The 18,592-nt window shown below is 55.3% G+C and carries 14 protein-coding genes; 8 read left to right on the forward strand and 6 right to left on the reverse strand.

Features of this window, described 5'->3' with window-relative positions:
* Positions 1-7: 7 nt before the first annotated feature.
* The gene (locus LG301_RS04500) at positions 8-1,351 is read right to left on the reverse strand and encodes a replication-associated recombination protein A (RefSeq protein ID WP_404473825.1); all 1,344 of its coding nucleotides are present in this window, start codon (positions 1,349-1,351) and stop codon (positions 8-10) included.
* 271 nt (positions 1,352-1,622) lie between these two features.
* Between LG301_RS04500 and LG301_RS04505 the strand changes: the two genes are divergently transcribed.
* The 5 genes from LG301_RS04505 (at position 1,623) to LG301_RS04525 (ending at position 10,417) form a co-directional block, all read left to right on the forward strand.
* Positions 1,623-2,168 carry a hemerythrin domain-containing protein gene (locus LG301_RS04505; protein WP_404473827.1) on the forward strand — a complete coding sequence of 182 codons (546 nt, stop codon included), beginning with the start codon at positions 1,623-1,625 and terminating at the stop codon, positions 2,166-2,168.
* A gap of 115 nt (positions 2,169-2,283) precedes the next feature.
* Entirely contained in the window at positions 2,284-3,081 is a 798-nt protein-coding gene (murI, locus tag LG301_RS04510) for a glutamate racemase (protein WP_404475170.1), read from the forward strand.
* A gap of 58 nt (positions 3,082-3,139) precedes the next feature.
* The gene (trmA, locus tag LG301_RS04515; protein ID WP_404473829.1) at positions 3,140-4,258 is read left to right on the forward strand and encodes a tRNA (uridine(54)-C5)-methyltransferase TrmA; all 1,119 of its coding nucleotides are present in this window, start codon (positions 3,140-3,142) and stop codon (positions 4,256-4,258) included.
* A gap of 168 nt (positions 4,259-4,426) precedes the next feature.
* Complete coding sequence (locus LG301_RS04520) at positions 4,427-9,250, forward strand: NAD-glutamate dehydrogenase (RefSeq protein ID WP_404473831.1); 4,824 nt, start codon at positions 4,427-4,429, stop codon at positions 9,248-9,250.
* A 147-nt stretch (positions 9,251-9,397) separates the two neighbouring features.
* Complete coding sequence (locus LG301_RS04525; protein ID WP_404473833.1) at positions 9,398-10,417, forward strand: quinone-dependent dihydroorotate dehydrogenase; 1,020 nt, start codon at positions 9,398-9,400, stop codon at positions 10,415-10,417.
* An 89-nt stretch (positions 10,418-10,506) separates the two neighbouring features.
* Here the strand turns inward: LG301_RS04525 and rmf are convergent, their stop codons facing one another.
* Positions 10,507-10,716, reverse strand: a complete 210-nt coding sequence (rmf, locus tag LG301_RS04530; RefSeq protein WP_009096993.1) for a ribosome modulation factor — start codon at positions 10,714-10,716, stop codon at positions 10,507-10,509.
* A gap of 414 nt (positions 10,717-11,130) precedes the next feature.
* Between rmf and rlmKL the strand changes: the two genes are divergently transcribed.
* Both rlmKL and LG301_RS04540 read left to right on the forward strand, forming a co-directional pair.
* The gene (gene rlmKL / locus LG301_RS04535) at positions 11,131-13,338 is read left to right on the forward strand and encodes a bifunctional 23S rRNA (guanine(2069)-N(7))-methyltransferase RlmK/23S rRNA (guanine(2445)-N(2))-methyltransferase RlmL (RefSeq protein WP_404473835.1); all 2,208 of its coding nucleotides are present in this window, start codon (positions 11,131-11,133) and stop codon (positions 13,336-13,338) included.
* Positions 13,339-13,361: 23 nt separating this feature from the next.
* A complete protein-coding gene (locus LG301_RS04540; RefSeq protein ID WP_404473837.1) occupies positions 13,362-13,697 on the forward strand; it encodes a glutaredoxin family protein in 336 nt (111 codons plus the stop codon).
* A 7-nt stretch (positions 13,698-13,704) separates the two neighbouring features.
* On the opposite strand, the gene LG301_RS04545 is transcribed toward LG301_RS04540, so the two are convergent.
* Positions 13,705-13,986, reverse strand: coding sequence for a hypothetical protein (locus LG301_RS04545; RefSeq protein WP_404473839.1), 282 nt, complete (start codon positions 13,984-13,986; stop codon positions 13,705-13,707).
* A gap of 83 nt (positions 13,987-14,069) precedes the next feature.
* On the opposite strand from LG301_RS04545, the gene pdxB reads away from it, so the two are divergent.
* Positions 14,070-15,215, forward strand: coding sequence for a 4-phosphoerythronate dehydrogenase PdxB (gene pdxB, locus LG301_RS04550; RefSeq protein ID WP_404473841.1), 1,146 nt, complete (start codon positions 14,070-14,072; stop codon positions 15,213-15,215).
* A 79-nt stretch (positions 15,216-15,294) separates the two neighbouring features.
* Here pdxB and htpX read toward each other — a convergent pair whose 3' ends face one another.
* The 3 genes from htpX to ylqF all read right to left on the reverse strand — a co-directional run bounded on the left by htpX (position 15,295) and on the right by ylqF (position 18,547).
* The gene (gene htpX / locus LG301_RS04555) at positions 15,295-16,200 is read right to left on the reverse strand and encodes a protease HtpX (protein WP_263065567.1); all 906 of its coding nucleotides are present in this window, start codon (positions 16,198-16,200) and stop codon (positions 15,295-15,297) included.
* Between the two features lie 88 nt (positions 16,201-16,288).
* Positions 16,289-17,536 carry a pyridoxal phosphate-dependent aminotransferase gene (locus LG301_RS04560; RefSeq protein WP_404473842.1) on the reverse strand — a complete coding sequence of 416 codons (1,248 nt, stop codon included), beginning with the start codon at positions 17,534-17,536 and terminating at the stop codon, positions 16,289-16,291.
* 57 nt (positions 17,537-17,593) lie between these two features.
* Positions 17,594-18,547: a ribosome biogenesis GTPase YlqF gene (gene ylqF / locus LG301_RS04565; protein ID WP_404473844.1), complete on the reverse strand. Its 954-nt coding sequence runs from the start codon at positions 18,545-18,547 to the stop codon at positions 17,594-17,596.
* Between the last annotated feature and the right edge of the window lie 45 nt (positions 18,548-18,592).

The following is an 18,592-nucleotide window of genomic DNA, read 5'->3' on the forward strand; positions in this document are numbered from 1 at the left end:
CACTTTTTCAGGCGCCTTTGGGCGCCTGATCTGCTTTCTGGTCACGCTCTTCTCGCCACGCCATTATCTCTCCAAAGCGCTTTTCTTGCCCTATCGTGCTTGGCTCATAAAAGCGTACGACGGGAAGCGCTTCGGGCCAGCAGTTATGCGCGCTGCCTGCAGGGTAGCCGTCCTGTTCGTTATGGGCGTAGCGATATCCCTCCCCATGGCCTAGCTGCTCCATGAGTTTGGTGGGCGCGTTACGTAGATAGCTGGGCACCTCTAATTGAGGCTGCTGCTCAGCAAACTGTTTGGCGGCTTTCCATGCGCGATCAATACGGTTGCTTTTAGGTGCCACCGCTAAATGAATGGCCGCATGGGCAATGGCGCGCTGGCCTTCGTAATCACCCAGGCGTAAATACGCGTCCCAAGCAGCTATCACCAAGGGAATGGCGCGTGGGTCTGCGTTGCCTACATCTTCAGAGGCAATAGCCGTTAAGCGCCGTACGATATCCAGCGGGTCGCCGCCACCTTGTATAAAACGCGCCATATATAAAAGCGCCGCGTCAGGCCGCGATGAGCGGATCGATTTATGAATGGCTGAAAGCAGGTCGTAGTAAGCATCGCCCTGTTTATCGAAAGCGCTGGATTGATGGCCCACTACATCGGCTAAGACGGCTTTTTTAAGCTCCTCCCGGCCGTTGTTCGGTTCAGTGAAGTCGCAGGCGGTTTCCAACAGCCCCAGGGCTCGGCGCGCATCGCCAGCGCTGGCGTGTGCCAACGCTTCCAATACGCCGTCTTCAACGTCAATAGCGCGCTTGCCAAGGCCGCGATGTGGGTCGCTTAACGCTTGGCGCATTACCGTTATCAGCTCATCCGAGTTGAGCGATTTAAGTACATAGACCCGTGCACGGGATAGCAGTGCAGAGTTCACTTCAAAGGATGGGTTTTCGGTTGTGGCCCCTATGAGGGTGAGTAAGCCTGACTCAACGTGGGGTAGCAGCGCATCCTGCTGGCTTTTGTTAAGCCGATGAATTTCGTCTAAAAAAAGCAGCGTTGGTGAGGTGCTTTGTTGAGCGCGCTCGACGGCTAAGCGAATCTCTTTTACCCCGGCCATGACGGCGCTCAGGTGCTCCAGATGGGCGCTGGAAGCGCGTGCTAACAGTTCTGCTAGGGTGGTCTTACCTACGCCAGGTGGCCCCCATAAAATCATTGAGCGCACCACGCCAGACTCCGCCATACGTCGCAGCGGTTTATCTGGCCCTACCAGTGCTTCCTGACCAATATAGTCATCAAGTGTCTGCGGTCGCATGCGGTAAGCGAGCGGCGCATCTTCGGCGGGAGACGCATGCTGCCGATCAAAAAGGTCCATGTAAACTTCCGTTGTAAATCGAGACGTTGAACAACACGCTGTAAACAAGTGTCTGTGGTAAACGGCGTCTTGTGAGACTACCTTTGGCATAACTCATGAGAAAGTCCGTGCGGATGGCCACAGCGGCTAGCTAGTAATCGCCGTGGGGCGCATGGTAAATAGTAACGCTAGTGTAGTTGAAACCCGCCAAGATCAGCAGGCAGAGTTTGTGATCGCGTGCCTAGCTCCTGAAGGGAGCGGCAAGCATGACACTTATGAAGGAGACGGCACGATGTTAAACCAACTGCGTCTAGATCATGCCAATATGGCGCGTATGCTCCATGTGCTACAGCTAAAGCAGAAAACACTGCTCCTCGGGGAGCGTCCTAACTTTCAATTGATGCGCGAGGTAGTGGACTACATTCTTTCTTATATGGAAGGGTTCGCGTCTCCGTTGGAACGGATCTGTGTGGAACGGTTAGAGGCTAAAGCGCCCGAACATCTTCAGTTAATGGAGCAAATGGCGGCGGATTATCGCGAGCTTAAACCGCGTTTGCGGCAGCTTTCCAACGATATCGACACGATTTTGATGGATAATGTCCTTCCGATGGATCGTTTTACACAAGACTTAAAAGCGTATCTTGAGGCGCACCGTGCCTACCTGCGCCTTGAGCGCGAAGGCTTGTTCCCGCTGATTGACAAGCACTTTAGCCCTGAAGATATGCAAGAACTTCGCAATGCCCTTCCAGAAGGGGCTGAGCAGGAGTTGGAGCGTCTCCAACACGCCTATCCTGAGCTATATGCTGAACTGTGCGGTGCCGAGGTGCCTTCGCTGTAGACGGCCATTCCACAACCCTTCAGAGCACAACGGGGCGTGTTAAACTATCGCCCCGTATTGATGGCTTAGCGAGGGGTAGCGTGGCAAAAGCGGATGACAGGTTGAGATGGGGAATATGACAGGCCCGGTGCTGATTTTCGATTCAGGCGTGGGGGGGCTGTCTGTCGCTAACTCTTTGCGTTTGCACTATCCCACGGTGTCGATGTGCTACGCCTGCGATAATGCTTGGCTGCCCTATGGCCTTCGTGACGATGACGCGCTAGCTAAGCGTATCGTGACGGTGTGCCAAGCTGCCGTTGACGCGTGCCAAGCCAGCGTATTGGTGGTTGCCTGCAACACTGCCAGTACGCTGGCACTGGAAGGTCTGCGTCAAGCGTTAACGATTCCCGTGGTAGGTACGGTGCCGGCGATCAAACCAGCAGCGCTCAAAAGTAAAACACGCCACATTGGCCTGCTGGCGACGACAGCGACGGTCAATCGGCCTTACACCCAGGGGCTTATCGAAAGCTTTGCGAGTGACTGCCTAGTAACAAAGGTAGCGGCTGATGCACTGGTCACTGAGGCGGAAGCTTGGCTCGCTGGCACGCCGCTCAACGCTACCCGTATTCACCAAGCGCTACAGCCGCTCTGGCAAGCCACGCAGGCTACCCCCGCGTTGGACACCGTTGTGCTTGGCTGTACCCACTTTCCGCTATTGAAGCCTATGCTGACCACGCTCGCACCAACGCCGCTTGCTTGGGTTGATTCTGGCGATGCCATCGCACGCCGAGTAGGGCAGATAGCCAAGCAGCTGGCGTTTAAGGCGTCCAACGGGCGCTGTTTTACCACGGCGCCAGCAGATGCTTTGATTGATGGATTTGCTCGCTACGGTTTCCTTAAACCCCAGCAGCTCTTACTGCCCGCCACTACTTAATCGATCAATTATCAACGCTTTTTTACCCACTTTAATTTTCTAATCACAAGGAGCCACCTTGGCGATTCCCACCGTAGATCCCGCTCGCTATGCGGCACAGTTGGCTGATAAACAAGCTTATCTGGAAAGTACCTTTGCCACGTTTAAAACACCCGAGTTGGAAGTTTACCCTTCGCCGCCTAGCCACTACCGCCAGCGCTGCGAGTTTCGTATTTGGCATGAAGAGGATGACCTGTTTTATGCCATGTTTGAGGTGGACCCCGAAAATCCCAAAAACAAAAAAGTAGTGCGCCTTGACCAGTTTCCGGTCGCCAGTGAGCAGATTAATGCACTGATGCCGCAGCTGCGCGAGGCGTTCTTAGCCAGCGATGAGCTGCGCCGTCGACTCTTTCAGGTTGAGTTTTTAACCACCCTATCAGGCGAAGCGTTGGTCACGCTGATTTACCACCGCCCGCTGGGAGAGGCCTGGGAAGAAAAGGCCCGTGCGCTGGAAAAAGCGCTGGGTATTATGATTATTGGCCGCTCACGTAAACAGCGTATCGTGCTCACCCAGGATCACGTATGGGAGCGCTTAACAGTCAATGGCCGCACCCTGCATTACCAGCAAGTAGAAAACAGCTTTACCCAGCCCAATGCGCACATTTGCCAAACGATGCTGGATTGGGCGCACGAGGTGACCGCTGGCCGTCAACATGAAGACTTGGTAGAGCTGTACTGCGGTAACGGCAACTTTACCATTGCATTAGCGGATAACTTCCGCCGGGTGTTAGCAACCGAAATTTCCCGAACCTCGGTCGCCAGTGCCAATGTTAACCTGGAGGCGAATAGCGTAACCAACGCCCAAGTCGCAAGGATGTCAGCAGAGGAGTTCTCCCTGGCACTGCGAGGTGAAAAAGTTGGCCGGCGGGTGGCTGAGATGGGGCTGGAAAGCTACGATTTTTCTACCGTATTAGTCGACCCGCCACGCGCTGGATTAGACGAACAGAGCTGTCAGCAAATCAGTGAATACGATCAGATCGTTTATATTTCATGCAACCCGGCAACGCTCGCTGAAAATTTAACCATACTGACTAAGACGCACCGCATTGAGCGGTTTGCGCTTTTTGATCAGTTTCCTTTTACCCACCACTGTGAATGCGGGGTATGGCTCACGCGGCATCCAGTCGCTCAAGAGTGAAATTGTCAATAGTGCTTATGATGCATAAGCGGCATACACCATGAATAACCTGTCAGATGATTAGGGTGGTGACCATGGGTAGCGTAAGCTAATGAGCAGCGTGGCCTAAAGGCCTATTGTTCTTCGTTTTTTGGCCAAAACAGTGGCCCTAGGAAGTCGAGGTGATGGATGCATTACGTTGCGATTGAAGAGAGTCGGCAGGATCTTTTAAAGCAGCTACAAGAGCGATTGGAAGCGCAACTGGAGCCTGCACGCGCGGCAGACGTTGAAGCCTTCGCTCGGCACTTTTATGCCACGGTGCCCGTTGAAGATCTGATTGATCGTCGACTAGACGACCTTTACGGTGCCACGCTATCAATTTGGCAGTTTCTGCAAAACCATGACCCCTTAAGCCCCAAAGTGCGTGTCTTTAACCCCGACTTCGAAGAGCATGGCTGGCAGTCTACGCACACCTTTGTGGCCGTTTTGCATGAAGATATGCCGTTTCTGGTCGACTCGGTGCGTATTGAGCTAAATCGCCGCGGCTTAACGGTACATGCCATTCAAAACGCCGTTTTTGCCGTCGCGCGCAATGGCCAGTATCAGCTCCAAAGCCTTGCCTCGCCGCGTGATGAAGATGCGCCGGATGCGCGGGAATCACTTATTGTCATTGAGGTTGACCGCCACACCGACCCTGATGCACTGGCGAATATCGAGAGCAAGCTCCACGAAGTGCTGCGGGATGTGCGCACCGCCGTGGGCGACTTCGACGCAATGTGCGGCCAGATTACCACGGCCATTCAAGAGCTTGAGAAAAACTGCCCGCCACAAATTGACCCCGATGACCATGAAGAAGCGATCGCCTTTTTAGAGTGGTTGCTAAAGGATAACTTCACCTTCCTGGGCTACGACGAATATTTATTGGAAGGTAACGAGCTGCAGCGCGACTCCAACAGCGTGCTCGGTGTTTTCCGCCTCGACCAACCGCGCTATCGGGAGCGTATCCGCACAGAAGAAGGTATCGATGAGCACAACGACTACGTGCTGGTGCCTCAGCTGCTGTCGTTTGCCAAAAGTGCCCATCACTCCCGGGTGCATCGCCCCACCTATCCTGATTACATCACCGTTGACCGCTACGATGATGATGGCAATGTGATTGGCGAGCGGCGTTTCTTTGGCTTGTTCACTTCTACGGTGTATAACGAATCGCCGCGTAATATTCCGCTATTGCGGCGTAAGCTGAAAGCCGTGATGGATATCGCGGGGTTCAATCCCCACGGACACAACGGCAAGCAGTTGCTCCAGGTGCTGGAAGTATACCCCCGTGATGATCTTTTCCAGATCAGCACAGAGGCGTTGGCCAGCACGGCATTGGGCATCCTTAATATCCGTGAGCGCCGTCAGGTGCGTCTGTTTATCCGCGCAGATGTGAGCGGTAAGTTCTACTCCTGTTTAGTTTTTGTGCCTCGTGATGTGTTCTCAACCGATCTGCGTCAGCGTATTCAAGCGATGCTGTGCGATGATCTCGACGCCCATTTTGGAGACTTCAACACCTACTTGTCGGAGTCGGTGCTGGCGCGCATTCAGCTTATTCTGCGCTTCAATGGTGATGCCCCAAGCCAGTACGACCTAAAACGTCTGGAAAGCAAGGTGGCACGCTTAGCGCGCAGCTGGCGTGATGACTTGCAAGCTGCAATGATCGAAGGATTTGGCGAAGAGCGCGCCAATCTGCTGATTGAACAGTTCCACGAAGCGTTTTCGGCCAGCTATCGTGAAGACTTTAATGCCCGCACGGCGGTGTTCGATGTTCAGCACCTGTTGAATTTAGACAGCGGTTCAGATATCTCCCTCTCTCTTTATCGTCCCCTTGAAGAGCAGGCGGGCGGTATGAATCTAAAGCTTTACCACCGTGAGTCGCAGATACCGTTATCCGATGTTTTACCGATGATGGAAAACCTCGGTCTGCGGGTAATTGGCGAGCGCCCCTATGATATCAATGCCCCTCAGCAGCGCTATTGGATTCATGACTTCGAGCTTGAGCACAGTAGTGAAGGGGTAAATCTAAGCGCGATGCGCGACACTTTCAGTGAAGCGTTCAAGCGTATTTGGGCCGGAGAAGCCGAGAACGACGCCTTTAATCGGCTGATTATTGGTGCAGGCTTAGACTGGCGCGAAGTGGCGATGCTGCGGGGCTATGCCCGCTACTTGAAGCAGATCCGCTTTGGCATGTCCCAAGACTACTTTGCCGCTACCCTGGTAAATTACCCAGCGATTACCCAGGGGCTGGTGAAACTCTTCCGCCTGCGCTTCGACCCGGCGCATCAGCACGGCACAACCGAGGAGTGTGTCGCCCGCTTAAACGAGCACCTTGAAGGCGTGGCGAGCTTAAACGACGACCAGCTGCTGCGTCGCTTTATGGAGCTTATTCTAGCCACGCTGCGTACCAACTATTACCAGAAAGCCGATAACGGCGGCTTTAAAGACTATATCGCCTATAAGCTTGAACCATCAAAAGTCACAGGCATGCCCAAGCCACGCCCGGCGTTTGAAATTTTTGTCTGCTCGCCGCGGGTGGAAGGCGTGCACCTGCGCGGTGGCAAAGTTGCTCGGGGCGGCTTGCGCTGGTCCGACCGTCTGGAAGACTTCCGTACCGAAGTCCTTGGCCTAGTAAAAGCGCAGCAGGTGAAAAACTCAGTTATTGTGCCGGTAGGGGCGAAGGGCGGCTTTGTCTGCAAGCGCATGCCTGAGAACGCTGACCGTGAAACGCAGCAGAAAGAAGGGATTGCCTGCTATAAAATCTTTATCCGCGCGCTGCTGGATATTACTGACAACCTTGTGGGGGGCGAGGTAGTGCCGCCGCAAAACGTCGTGCGCCACGATGAAGATGACACGTATTTAGTCGTTGCCGCTGATAAAGGCACCGCGACGTTCTCGGATATCGCTAACGAGATTTCTGTAGAGTACGGCCACTGGCTGGGCGATGCCTTTGCCTCCGGCGGTGCCAACGGCTACGACCATAAGAAGATGGCGATTACTGCTCGTGGCGCCTGGGAGTCTGTTAAACGTCACTTCAAAAACCTGGGCGTTAATACCCAAAAGGACTTGTTCACTACCGTGGGCATTGGTGATATGGCCGGCGACGTATTTGGTAATGGAATGCTGCTGTCCGACAAGATCCAGCTGGTCGGTGCGTTCAACCATTTGCATATTTTTGTCGACCCAAATCCTGACGCAGAGGCCGCCTTTGCCGAGCGCACACGCCTGTTTAACCTGCCTCGCTCCAGTTGGGAAGACTACAACGCTGAGCTAATTTCTAAAGGTGGCGGGGTATTTAACCGTAGCGCTAAATCTATCGCCATCAGCCCTGAAATGCAGCAGGTGTTTGGCATTCAAGACGCCCGCCTATCGCCCAATGACCTGATTCGAGCCATGTTGAAGGCCAAGGTTGACCTGCTGTGGAATGGCGGCATCGGCACCTACGTGAAAGGCTCCGAAGAAACCGATGCCGACGTGGGCGATAAAGCTAACGATGCGCTACGCATTAACGGCACCGAGCTGCGCTGCCGCGTGGTAGGCGAGGGGGGGAACCTCGGCTTTACCCAGCGAGGAAGGATGGAAGCGGCCGCCAACGGCGTACGTGTTTACACCGACTTCATTGATAACGCCGGCGGGGTCAACTGCTCCGACCATGAGGTCAATATCAAGATATTGATTGATGAGGTGGTTAAGCGTGGCGATATGACCGACAAACAGCGTAACCAGCTGCTGGCCGATATGACCGAAGAGGTCGCTGACCTGGTTATTTTGGATAACTATCGCCAAACCCAAGCGCTGGATCTTTCAGAAATCCTTTCCAAACAAGGCATGGGGCCCTTCCGTCGCTTTATCAGCGAGCTTGAGTCCGCTGGGCAGATTGACCGTGAGCTTGAATTCTTGCCCGCTGACGACGTGTTAAAAGAGCGTATCAGTAACAACCAAGGCATGCGCTTGCCCGAATTGGCGGTGCTGATCTCTTATGCTAAGAGCACCCTGAAGGGTGATTTGATCAACTCCGATATACCGGATGATCTTTACATCCATCGCCATCTAGAGCGCCTGTTCCCGGCTGTTTTGACCGAGCGCTATCAGAGCGAGATGTACGAGCATCGCCTGAAGCGTGAAATTGTGGCTACGCAGGTAGCCAACGATTTGGTTGATCACATGGGCATTGTGTTTGTACGTCGCTTGATGGACTCCACCGGCGCTGGCCGGGCGGATATTGCACGCGCCTACATTGTGGCTCGAGATGCGTTTAACCTGCCTGCTCTGTGGGCGCAGATCGAAGCGCTGGACAACCAAGTGCCAAGCCGTGTGCAGTACTCCATGATGCTAGAGCTGATGCGCATGATTCGTCGTGCCACGCGCTGGTTCCTGCGCACACACTTGGGGCTTTCCACACAAGATGCTATTGAGTTCTTCGGCCCGCGCTTGGCGCAGCTGCAAGAGGGTATTGGCGAGCTGCTAAGCGGTGAAGAGCAGGCTGCTTGGCGCAAACGCTGTGACGAGCTGCAGGACGCGGGCGTGCCAGAAGCCTTAGCCTCCTCCGTGGCCGCAGCACCGAGCCTCTATGCAGGCCTGGGTATTATCCAAGCGGCACGTGTCACCAATGAGAAGCCCCAGCGGGTAGCCGAAGTGTTCTACGAGATCGGCAGCCGTCTAGAGCTTCCCTGGATGATTCAGCAGGTAACCCATTTAGAAGTGCGCGATGCCTGGCAAGCGCAGGCACGGGAAACTTTCCGTGATGATATTGATCGCCAGCAGTTGGCACTTACCACGAGCGTGCTGAAACTTGAGGCGGGTAGCCGCGATACTCAAGAGCGTGTCGCCCAATGGCTAGAGCAGCATGCCGAGTTGCACCGTCGCTGGTGCCGCCTGATTGACGAGGTGCGTGGCGGCAGTGAAGGTGGCTTTGCGCTGTTTGCCGTTGCTATTCGTGAACTGGTAGATCTTGCGGAGAGCGATAGCGAAGCGTAAACCCTACGCCGAGCCGTCAATATACGCCGTGCCCTGGTTCGCCAGGGCACGGCTTTTTTATGGACGGCTTACCCTGCGAACCATCGTTGATGTGCGCTATACTGCGCCGGCCTAACGCCTATCCCAACGCCCAGGAGAGTCCTGCTGATGTATAACCTCGCCCGTTCGCTGCTGTTTCGCTTAGATCCGGAAGCTTCGCACAGTATGGCGCTGCGTGGGTTAGATGCTCTGCATCGGGTTGGGGGCATTAAGCGAATGTATGGCGAACCGGTAAGCGACCCGGTTGAACTGATGGGGCTGCGTTTTAATAACCGGGTTGGCCTCGCCGCCGGGCTGGATAAAAACGCCGACCACCTCGATGCCCTGGGCGAGCTAGGGTTCGGCTTTGTTGAAGTGGGCACCGTGACGCCCAAAGCCCAGCCAGGCAACCCGAAGCCGCGCCTGTTCAGGCTTGCTGGGCACGATGCCATCATCAATCGCTTTGGTTTTAATAACAAAGGGGTAGAGCATCTGGTCGCCCAGGTGAAAAAGCGCCACTACAACGGCATTGTCGGTATCAATATCGGCAAAAACCTGTCTACCTCGGTTGAGCATGCCCTGGATGACTATTTACTCTGCTTAGAGGCCGTTCACGGTGTGGCAGATTACATCGCAGTGAACATCTCATCACCCAATACCCCTGGGCTACGGACTCTCCAATTTGGCGAGCAGCTAGACGCGCTATTAGGGCCGATACGCGCTCGCAGCCATGCACTGGATGCTGAAGCAGGCCGTAAAGTGCCGCTGCTGGTCAAAATCGCCCCTGATATGAGTGAAGAGGAAGTCACGCTGGTAGCAAATAGCATTGCCGGTAACGCGCTCGATGGCGTCATTGCCACTAATACCACGGTTTCTCGGGAAGCAGTGAAAAGTGACCCGCAGTCCGAAGAGGCGGGAGGGCTATCGGGTAAGCCGGTATTTGAGGCGTCAAATACCGTTATTCGCCTGCTGCGGGCACAGCTGCCTAAGCTGCCGATTATTGGCGTGGGTGGGATCGATAGCGGAGCAGCCGCTAAGGCAAAAATTGCCGCAGGTGCTGATGTCGTGCAGCTCTATTCAGGGTTGATCTATCAAGGGCCAGGGCTTGTTAAGCAGTGTGCCGAGGCGCTTAGGGCGAGCGGTAAGTAAAGAGGTCAATACGTGGCGGTGCAATGGCGCATTAAAAAGCCCGCATGCTAGCGGGCTACTTATGCCTAACGTAACTTTAAAAGTGAAAATTAGGACATGACCAGAGGGTTTTTGTGGATGCCGGAAACGCCGGTCATACCGTCCCACTGATCGCCGCGACCTTCACGCCAACCGCTCATCCAGTATTCGCGTAAATTGACATCTTGGCTGGGGCAATCATCCCGGGAGCGACCCGTAATGCCCGCTTTATATCCGTGAACATAAGCCCGTTGGAAGCGATCACGTTTTTGTCGTTTCATTGGCTAACCTCGTTTCATGAAAGCCTTTGATGAGAAACAGGGCCTAATACTGTGCTGCTTAGCCACATGTACAGTGTATTAGCAGTTTATCCAAACAGTGTGTGTAACGTTGTTACACCGGCACCTATTCCGAGAACTGACCTTAACAGTGAGACACCGCACAAGCGCTAATGTCTAGCACTCACGTGCTGAACGGGCAAAGCGGCTATCTCGACCAGTCATGCGTCATTAAAGTGTTTACATCGAATGGATGTACTCGTTAACGACCATAACCAACAACGCATGCGTTTTTTCAGTAGCTACACTCTTATTGTTAGACCATCATGGGGTCACTTGTCGACCATGAAATTGTCATAAGACGTAAACTCATTTGCCATATATAGGAATATCGCGCAGTTACGCGCGGCGAATACCATGACCGAGTTGAACCAAACTGCGCTACTCAACCTCCTAGCGACGTGCCCTAAAGGCATTGAAGGCCTACTGGCGGATGAACTAACAGCCCTGGGCGCCGTGCAGGGTAAAACCACAGTGGCAGGCGTCTATTTTTCTGCTAGCCAAGAAACGGCTTACCGGGTTTGTCTATGGTCGCGACTGGCGAACCGCGTTATTTTGCTGCTAGCGCGAGAGTCGATGATAGAAACTGCCGAACAAGTACATGAGGCATCCGCTCGAATTGCCTGGGCGGAGCACGTACTTCCCGGTAAAACGCTGGCAGTCGATTTCCATGGCCGCAGCGACCATATCCGCCATACGCGCTTTGGCGCCCAAACTGTCAAAGATGGCATTGTCGATTCGCTTCAGTTGGCGGGCCAAGAGCGGCCTAATATTGATACTAAAACGCCCGATTTGCGCATTTATACGCACCTGCATCGGGCAAATTTAACGCTGGGTATCGATCTCTCCGGTGAGAGCCTGCACCGCCGTGGTTACCGCCGCGACGTGGGCCACGCGCCGCTCAAAGAGAACCTAGCAGCAGCACTACTGGTGCGTGCCGGCTGGCCGGAGCGCGCCAAAGCCGGCGAGCCACTGATCGACCCGCTGTGCGGTGCCGGTACGCTGCTGATTGAAGCCGCGCTGATGGCGGCGGACCAAGCCCCTAACGTGAACCGCGAGCGGTTTGGGTTTCACGGCTGGGCGGGCCATGACGATGCCCTGTGGCGCGAATTAAAACGCGAAGCCGATGCACGCGCCTCGATTGGTCGCAAGCGCTGTAAAACGGAACTGTTGGGCTTTGACCAAAGCCCCGCAGCGCTGACTGCCGCGAAATCCAACGCTATGCGAGCAGGCATTCCTGCTCTGATAACGCTCCACGGCCAGAGCCTTTCCCAACTGACCCGGCCAGAGACCCTGACCGCCGAGCAGGGGCTATTGATCACCAACCCGCCTTATGGCGAACGCCTGGGCGAGCTGCCTGAGCTGGTGAGGCTCTACGCCCAGCTAGGCGATAAAGCCAAAGCGCTGTTCCCCGGCTGGATGCTGGCGCTGTTTACCGGCAATCCGGATCTTGGCCACCGCTTAGGCCTGCGTGCCCACAAACAGTACGCGCTAAAAAACGGCGCGCTGGATGCCAAGCTGCTGCTGATGGAGATTGGCAGCGCCCGCCCTGCGCCCCAGCAGAGCGGTGAGCCGTCAGAAGCGGGCGTAGCGCATCAGGAAAGCAGCACAGCAAAACCGGCAGTGTCGGAAAATGCGCAGATGTTTGCCAACCGATTGGCGAAAAACCAAAAACGTCTGAAAAAGTGGCTGAAGCAGAGCGGTGAGATCTGCTACCGCATTTACGATGCCGATATGCCGGAATACGCGCTGGCGGTGGATCGTTACGGCGACCGCGTTCATGTTCAGGAGTATGCCGCACCGAGCTCTATTAATCCGGCGCAGGCGCAAAAACGGCTGTTTGATGCACTGGAAGTGCTGCCCGATGCGTTAGGTGTTGACGCCAGCAAGGTATATATCAAACGCCGCGAGAAGCAGGCAGGCAGCGCTCAGTACCAGAAACGCTCTGCTAGCGGCGAGCGTTTTGAAGTGCAGGAAGGTAGCGCGCGACTGTGGGTCAACCTGCGGGACTACCTGGATACCGGCCTGTTTCTGGATCACCGTCCGGTACGTCGCATGCTGGGCGAGATGGCAAATGGTAAGCGCTTTCTCAACCTGTTCTGCTATACCGCCACGGCCACCGTGCAAGCCGCGCTGGGCGGGGCCAGCGACAGCGTTAGCGTGGATATGTCCAACACCTACCTCGAGTGGGCGCGGGATAACTTTGCGCTCAACAAGCTCGACCCCAGGCTACACCGCGTGGTGCGGGATGACTGTTTCCGCTGGTTGGAAACCGCCAATGCCGAGTTCGATCTGATTTTTATGGACCCGCCAACGTTTTCAAACTCAAAAAAGATGCGCGACACGCTAGACGTACAGCGCGATCACCCGCGGTTAGTTGCGCTCGCTATGGCGCGCCTTGCTCCCGGTGGAACGCTGGTGTTCTCCAACAATCAGCGGCGTTTCAAACTAGACGAAGCGCTTAGCGAGCAGTACGCGGTAGAGGAGATCACCTCGCGCACCTTCGATCCGGATTTCCAGCGACGTACTAATTTGCACCACGTATTTTTGTTACGCCACAAATAGTCATCAGAAGAAGAGCGTCGGTCATGATTCATCTGTCGATTTATACCACCCTCGGTTGCCACCTTTGCGCTCAGCTTGAGGCGCTGGTTAACACGCTGGCTAACCAAGAGGTAGCCCTGCATCGCATCGAGATTAGCGATGACGACGCTCTTGTTGAGCGCTACGGAGTGCGTATTCCCGTCTTGGTGGACAGCGAAGGAGAGGAGTTAGATCGAGGGTTTGATTTAGAACGCCTCAGTGCTTGGCTACAAGCGCGTGGCTGGCTTGATAAAGCGGCGCTAGAGGCGATGACGTCACCGCCTGCTCACGTGCCGCCTGTGGGCGCACACCAGCGCAACGGGCGACGATTTTTAGGCTAGCAGGACTTCACAGGGCATCAAGTAGCGAAAGCTGGCGCATGGCTTCTTGGCCCTCTGGCGTGTGATCAGCGGCTTCTAGCACCTTGCGGAAGCCGCGGGAGGACTGAATTGTGGCTTCGTCCTCCAGCCACATTTGCGCTTGTTCTCGAGTGTCTGCCAACTGGTGTTTTAGCCCGCCAAACTGAGTGCCAATTTGCCCCCAGGCACGGCTAAAAATCCAGTCGCCAAACATATCCTGGTGAATATGCACCAACACATAGTCATGGTCGGTTTCCCAGCGTACGATCACAACACTCTCCTTAAATGACCCTCAAACACGCCTGCGTATCAAGCTGTTGCGGGGTATTGTAAAGCCCGGATATCAAAACGCCTATGAAACTTGTAATCGACGCCAATATCCCTGCCGCCGACGCCTGTTTTGGCTCCTTGGGTGTGCTGCACCGCTTGCCAGGCCGTGAGATACGTGCGGCTGACATCCGCGATGCCGATGCGCTGGTTGTTCGCTCAATCACTCAGGTGAATCAAGCGCTACTGGCGCAAAGCCAGGTGCGCTTTGTGGGCACTTGCACTATCGGCACCGACCATATTGATCTTGCTTATTTGGCTGAGCGCAATATTGGCTTTGCCAGCGCCCCAGGCTGCAATGCTGAGGCCGTGGTGGATTACGTGCTGAGCAGCCTCCTGACGGTGAGCGAGCGAGAAGGCTTGCCGCTGCTGGAGCGCACCGTGGGCATCGTCGGAGCAGGCAACGTGGGCAGCCGTTTGAAAGGCCGCTTGCAGGCGTTAGGTGTAGACGTTTTGGTGTGCGATCCCCCAAGAGCCGAGCAGGAAGGAGAGAATGGTTTTGTTGCGCTGGATACGCTGATTGAGCGCTGTAACGTTATTTGCTTGCATACACCGCTAGTGAAGCAAGGGCCCCATGCAACGTATCAACTGCTTAACGCTCAGCGTATCAACGAGCTGACCCCAGGCACGGTGCTGTTGAACGCAGGACGAGGTGACTGCATTGATGGCTTGGCCCTGCGCAGCCGGTTGGCGGGGAAGGGCGATCTCACCGCAGTGCTGGACGTATGGGAAGACGAGCCGGAAATTGATGCTGGCCTGCGGGACTTGGTGACGCTTGCGACGCCGCATATTGCCGGGCACAGTCTGGATGGCAAGCTGCGGGGTACCTGGATGATCCAACAAGCGCTGGCAGAGCAGTTAGGCCAGCCCAGTGCCATGCCCTTTAGCGAACTCTGCCCACCGCCGGCACTTTCCTCACTCACATTACAGCGCGCGCTGCCGGTGGAAGAGGCGCTTCGGCTGTGCGTGCGTGCTGTGTATGACGTGCGCCGTGACCACGATGCGTTGCAGCGTCAGGTGATGCACCAGGGGATTGCCAAGGGCTTTGATAGCTGCCGCGCCAACTACCCGCTGCGCCGCGAGTTCGCCACGCTGAGCGTGACGTTAGAAAAAGACGCGGTGGCTTTACAGCCGTCCCTTCAGGCGGCGGGTTTTCAAGTGCGCTGTGTCTAGATTAGGCACATTAAAGAGGTGATTTAAACGCACAAGGCCCGCAGATGCGGGCCTTGGCGTAGTGTATTAAGCGTTTTGCTTACTGGCGGTAAGCGGCTTCTTTCAGCGCACGGATACGATCATCCAGCGGTGGGTGGCTAGCAAACAGGCGCTCAACCAAAGAGCGTGTTTGGCCCTTGGTGATTGCCATGGCGCGCATGGTGTCAGGCATTTGGTCAGGTAGTTCCGTTTCTGCTTTTAAGCGTGCCAAGGCATTAACCATCGCGCCGGTACCGGCTAGGCGGGCACCAGCTTCGTCTGCGCGGTATTCACGGAAGCGTGAGAACCAAGCCACGATCGCGGAAGCGACAATGCCGAAAACTATTTCTGCGACCATCACTACCGCAAAGTAGCCCATGAACCCCAGTCCGCCCTCGCCATCGCTGCGGCTTTTCAGGAAGTTATCGACTAAATGCGCTACGACGCGGGCGAAGAACATAACAAAGGTGTTCACCACGCCTTGAACCAGGGCCAGCGTTACCATGTCGCCGTTAGCCACGTGACCAATCTCATGCGCCAGTACCGCGCGTACCTCTTCAGGGCGCATACGGTTTAACAAGCCTGCAGAGACCGCCACTAAGGCATCATCCTTATTCCAGCCAGTGGCAAACGCGTTGGACTGCTGGGCCGGGAAAATACCCACCTCTGGCGTTTTGATGCCAGCTTCTCGGGAAAGCTCTGCGACAGTATCTACCAGCCACTGTTCGGTAGCGTTAGAGGGCGTTTCGATAATGACCGTGCCGGTACTGCGTTTAGCCATCCATTTGGAAATGAATAGCGAGATCATCGACCCCACCATGCCGAAAATAAAGCAGAACAGCAGTAGGCTGGTGAAGTTGATGCCTTGGCTGCGTAGGTAGCCTTCTACACCGAATAGGCGCAGTGTAAAGCTGGCCACCAGCACAACCGCTAAGTTGGTAGCCAGAAAAAGCAGAATTCGCATCATCGTTAAGGTTCTCCTTAAAGCATTTAAAAGCAGTTTTAGAGTGATTGCTTAGATACGTGTAGCTGGAAGCAGTTTCAAGCCTGTGAATTTATTGACGATAGCGCGACAGAAAGTTAGCAAAGCGGTCCAGTGCATCACCCAGCTGGTCAGCCCAGGGCAGCGTGACAATGCGCACGTGGTCAGGTTCTGGCCAGTTAAAGGCAGTGCCTTGAACAAGCAAGATTTTTTCCTGTAAGAGCAAATCCAGCACTAGCTGCTGATCATCTTTGATGTTGAAGACTTTGGGGTCTAGCCGCGGGAAGGCATAGAGCGCGCCTTTGGGTGTTACGCAGGAGACCCCGGGAATCGCGTTTAGCTTCTCAACGGTAATGTCGCGCTGTGCCAGCAAGCGCCCGCCGGGCAGAATCAGATCGTTAATCGACTGATAACCGCCTAGCGCCGTTTGAATGGCGTGCTGGGCGGGGACGTTGGCGCATAGCCGCATTGAGGCCAGCATGGTAAGGCCCTGAATAAAGTCCTTCGCCCGCTGTTTGGCCAAGGTGCCGGAAATGCTCATCCAGCCAGAGCGAAAGCCCGCGCAGCGGTAGCTTTTGGAGAGCCCGTTCATGGTAATCACCAGCTGGTCATCGTCTGCTAGTGCGCCGGTGGCGGTATGCTCAATGCCGTCATAGAGGATCTTGTCGTAGATCTCATCGGAGAACACCACCAAGTTGTGCTCTTGAGCGATATCCAGCACTTCCCGCACTACTTCTGGTGGATACACCGCGCCGGTGGGGTTGTTGGGGTTAATAATCACAATGGCGCGAGTGCGGCTGGTGACTTTGGCGCGAATATCGGCGATGTCCGGGGCCCAGTCGGCCTGTTCATCGCACAGGTAGTGCACGCCGTGACCGCCAGAAAGGTGGGCAGCCGCCGTCCACAGTGGGTAGTCCGGCGCTGGGATCAGTACTTCGTCGCCATCGTTCAACAGCGCCTGCATGGCCATGACGATCAGCTCGGAAACACCGTTGCCAATATAGATATCTTCGATACCCACCCCAGGAATCTGCTTGCGCTGGCACTCCTGCATAATCGCTTTACGGGCAGAGTAGAGGCCTTTGGAATCACAGTAGCCCTGGGCAGTGGGCAGGTTGCGCATCACGTCCTGCAGAATCTCTTCCGGTGCTTCAAAACCAAACGGTGCTGGGTTGCCAATGTTGAGCTTTAAAATTCGCTGCCCCTCTTCTTCCAGGCGTTTGGCGTGGTCGAGTACCGGGCCGCGAATGTCATAGCAAACGTTGTGCAGTTTGTGCGATTTTTTAAGCGTGTGTGATTCTCTAGGCTGCGGGGTGTCCATGGGGTGCGTTATCCAAAAGTGTCCAGTGGCCATTAGAAGTAGCTGATTATTCGCCCATTATGCGTCGGATGGTAGCGGGCTGTCTTGGTCGTTTTGCACTACAGGGGGCGGAATGTCATGGGGAGTCTCTAGCGTAATCCGACCAAGCTTGCCATCGCGCAGCTCATGGAGCAGTACTTCGGCGCCGCGGTGTAGGTCGACTGCACCACCAGGGCGCAGGCCGCCTCGCTTTCCGGCGATCTCCTTTAATATGGCCTGGCCATCGAAGCCGGCAATAGCTAGAAAATCTGGTTTTTCAGGGCCGTCAGCATCAACATTGGTAGCCGCTGGCGCTTCATAGGTAGGCAGCGCTTTTAGCTTATAGCGAGCGGTTAACTCTTGCGGATAGCGCTTGGCAAGCTCCGCGCTGGCGACAATGGCGACATCGGTATACTCGATGGCGGTGTCCCGAATAGCCCCACTGGCGGCGAGGCGGTAAGCGCTGGCCTGATCTTCAATTTTCGGCCACAGTACGCCTGGGGTATCAATCAGCGCCACGCGGCCATCAATACGCACTTTCTGTTGGCGCTTAGTGACCGCAGGTTCGTTACCGGTTTTGGCAATTTTACGCCCGGCCAGGCCGTTAATCAGCGTTGACTTACCCACGTTAGGAATGCCCATTACCATGACGCGTACATCGCGATCCGCGCGCACCGCCCCGGCCAGTTCGTGGCACAGTTTAGGGATTTTCTTTAATTCGCGGGTGTTCGTGGTGGTAATGGCCAGGGCGCGGGTGTCTTCCTGGGCATCGAAATAAGCCACCCACTCAGCGGTGCGCTCTGGGTCAGCAAGATCAGCACGCGAGAGTATTTTGAGTACCGGTTTATGGCGGGTTAGCTCGGCCAGCATTGGGTTAGCGCTGGAATAGGGCAGGCGCGCGTCAAGCACCTCTATCACCACATCAATTTCCGGCAGCGCGTCCTTGATCTGACGGCGGGCCTTGTTCATATGTCCGGGGAACCAGCCGAGCATGGGTTTCTCCTACAAGCACAAAAATACGAGCATAAAAAAGCGGGC

Origin of the sequence: Vreelandella venusta (assembly GCF_044809155.1) — a bacterium.
GTDB lineage: Bacteria > Pseudomonadota > Gammaproteobacteria > Pseudomonadales > Halomonadaceae > Vreelandella > Vreelandella venusta_B.

Bases quoted from the DNA above. Each gene is read 5' to 3' on its own strand.
- LG301_RS04520 (WP_404473831.1), top strand. From the start codon at position 4,427: ATGCATTACGTTGCGATTGAAGAGAGTCGGCAGGATCTTTTAAAGCAG.
- htpX (WP_263065567.1), bottom strand. From the start codon at position 16,200: ATGATGCGAATTCTGCTTTTTCTGGCTACCAACTTAGCGGTTGTGCTG.
- LG301_RS04505 (WP_404473827.1), top strand. From the start codon at position 1,623: ATGTTAAACCAACTGCGTCTAGATCATGCCAATATGGCGCGTATGCTC.
- pdxB (WP_404473841.1), top strand. From the start codon at position 14,070: ATGAAACTTGTAATCGACGCCAATATCCCTGCCGCCGACGCCTGTTTT.
- murI (WP_404475170.1), top strand. From the start codon at position 2,284: ATGACAGGCCCGGTGCTGATTTTCGATTCAGGCGTGGGGGGGCTGTCT.
- LG301_RS04500 (WP_404473825.1), bottom strand. From the start codon at position 1,351: ATGGACCTTTTTGATCGGCAGCATGCGTCTCCCGCCGAAGATGCGCCG.
- LG301_RS04540 (WP_404473837.1), top strand. From the start codon at position 13,362: ATGATTCATCTGTCGATTTATACCACCCTCGGTTGCCACCTTTGCGCT.
- rlmKL (WP_404473835.1), top strand. From the start codon at position 11,131: ATGACCGAGTTGAACCAAACTGCGCTACTCAACCTCCTAGCGACGTGC.
- LG301_RS04560 (WP_404473842.1), bottom strand. From the start codon at position 17,536: ATGGACACCCCGCAGCCTAGAGAATCACACACGCTTAAAAAATCGCAC.
- ylqF (WP_404473844.1), bottom strand. From the start codon at position 18,547: ATGCTCGGCTGGTTCCCCGGACATATGAACAAGGCCCGCCGTCAGATC.
- rmf (WP_009096993.1), bottom strand. From the start codon at position 10,716: ATGAAACGACAAAAACGTGATCGCTTCCAACGGGCTTATGTTCACGGA.
- LG301_RS04525 (WP_404473833.1), top strand. From the start codon at position 9,398: ATGTATAACCTCGCCCGTTCGCTGCTGTTTCGCTTAGATCCGGAAGCT.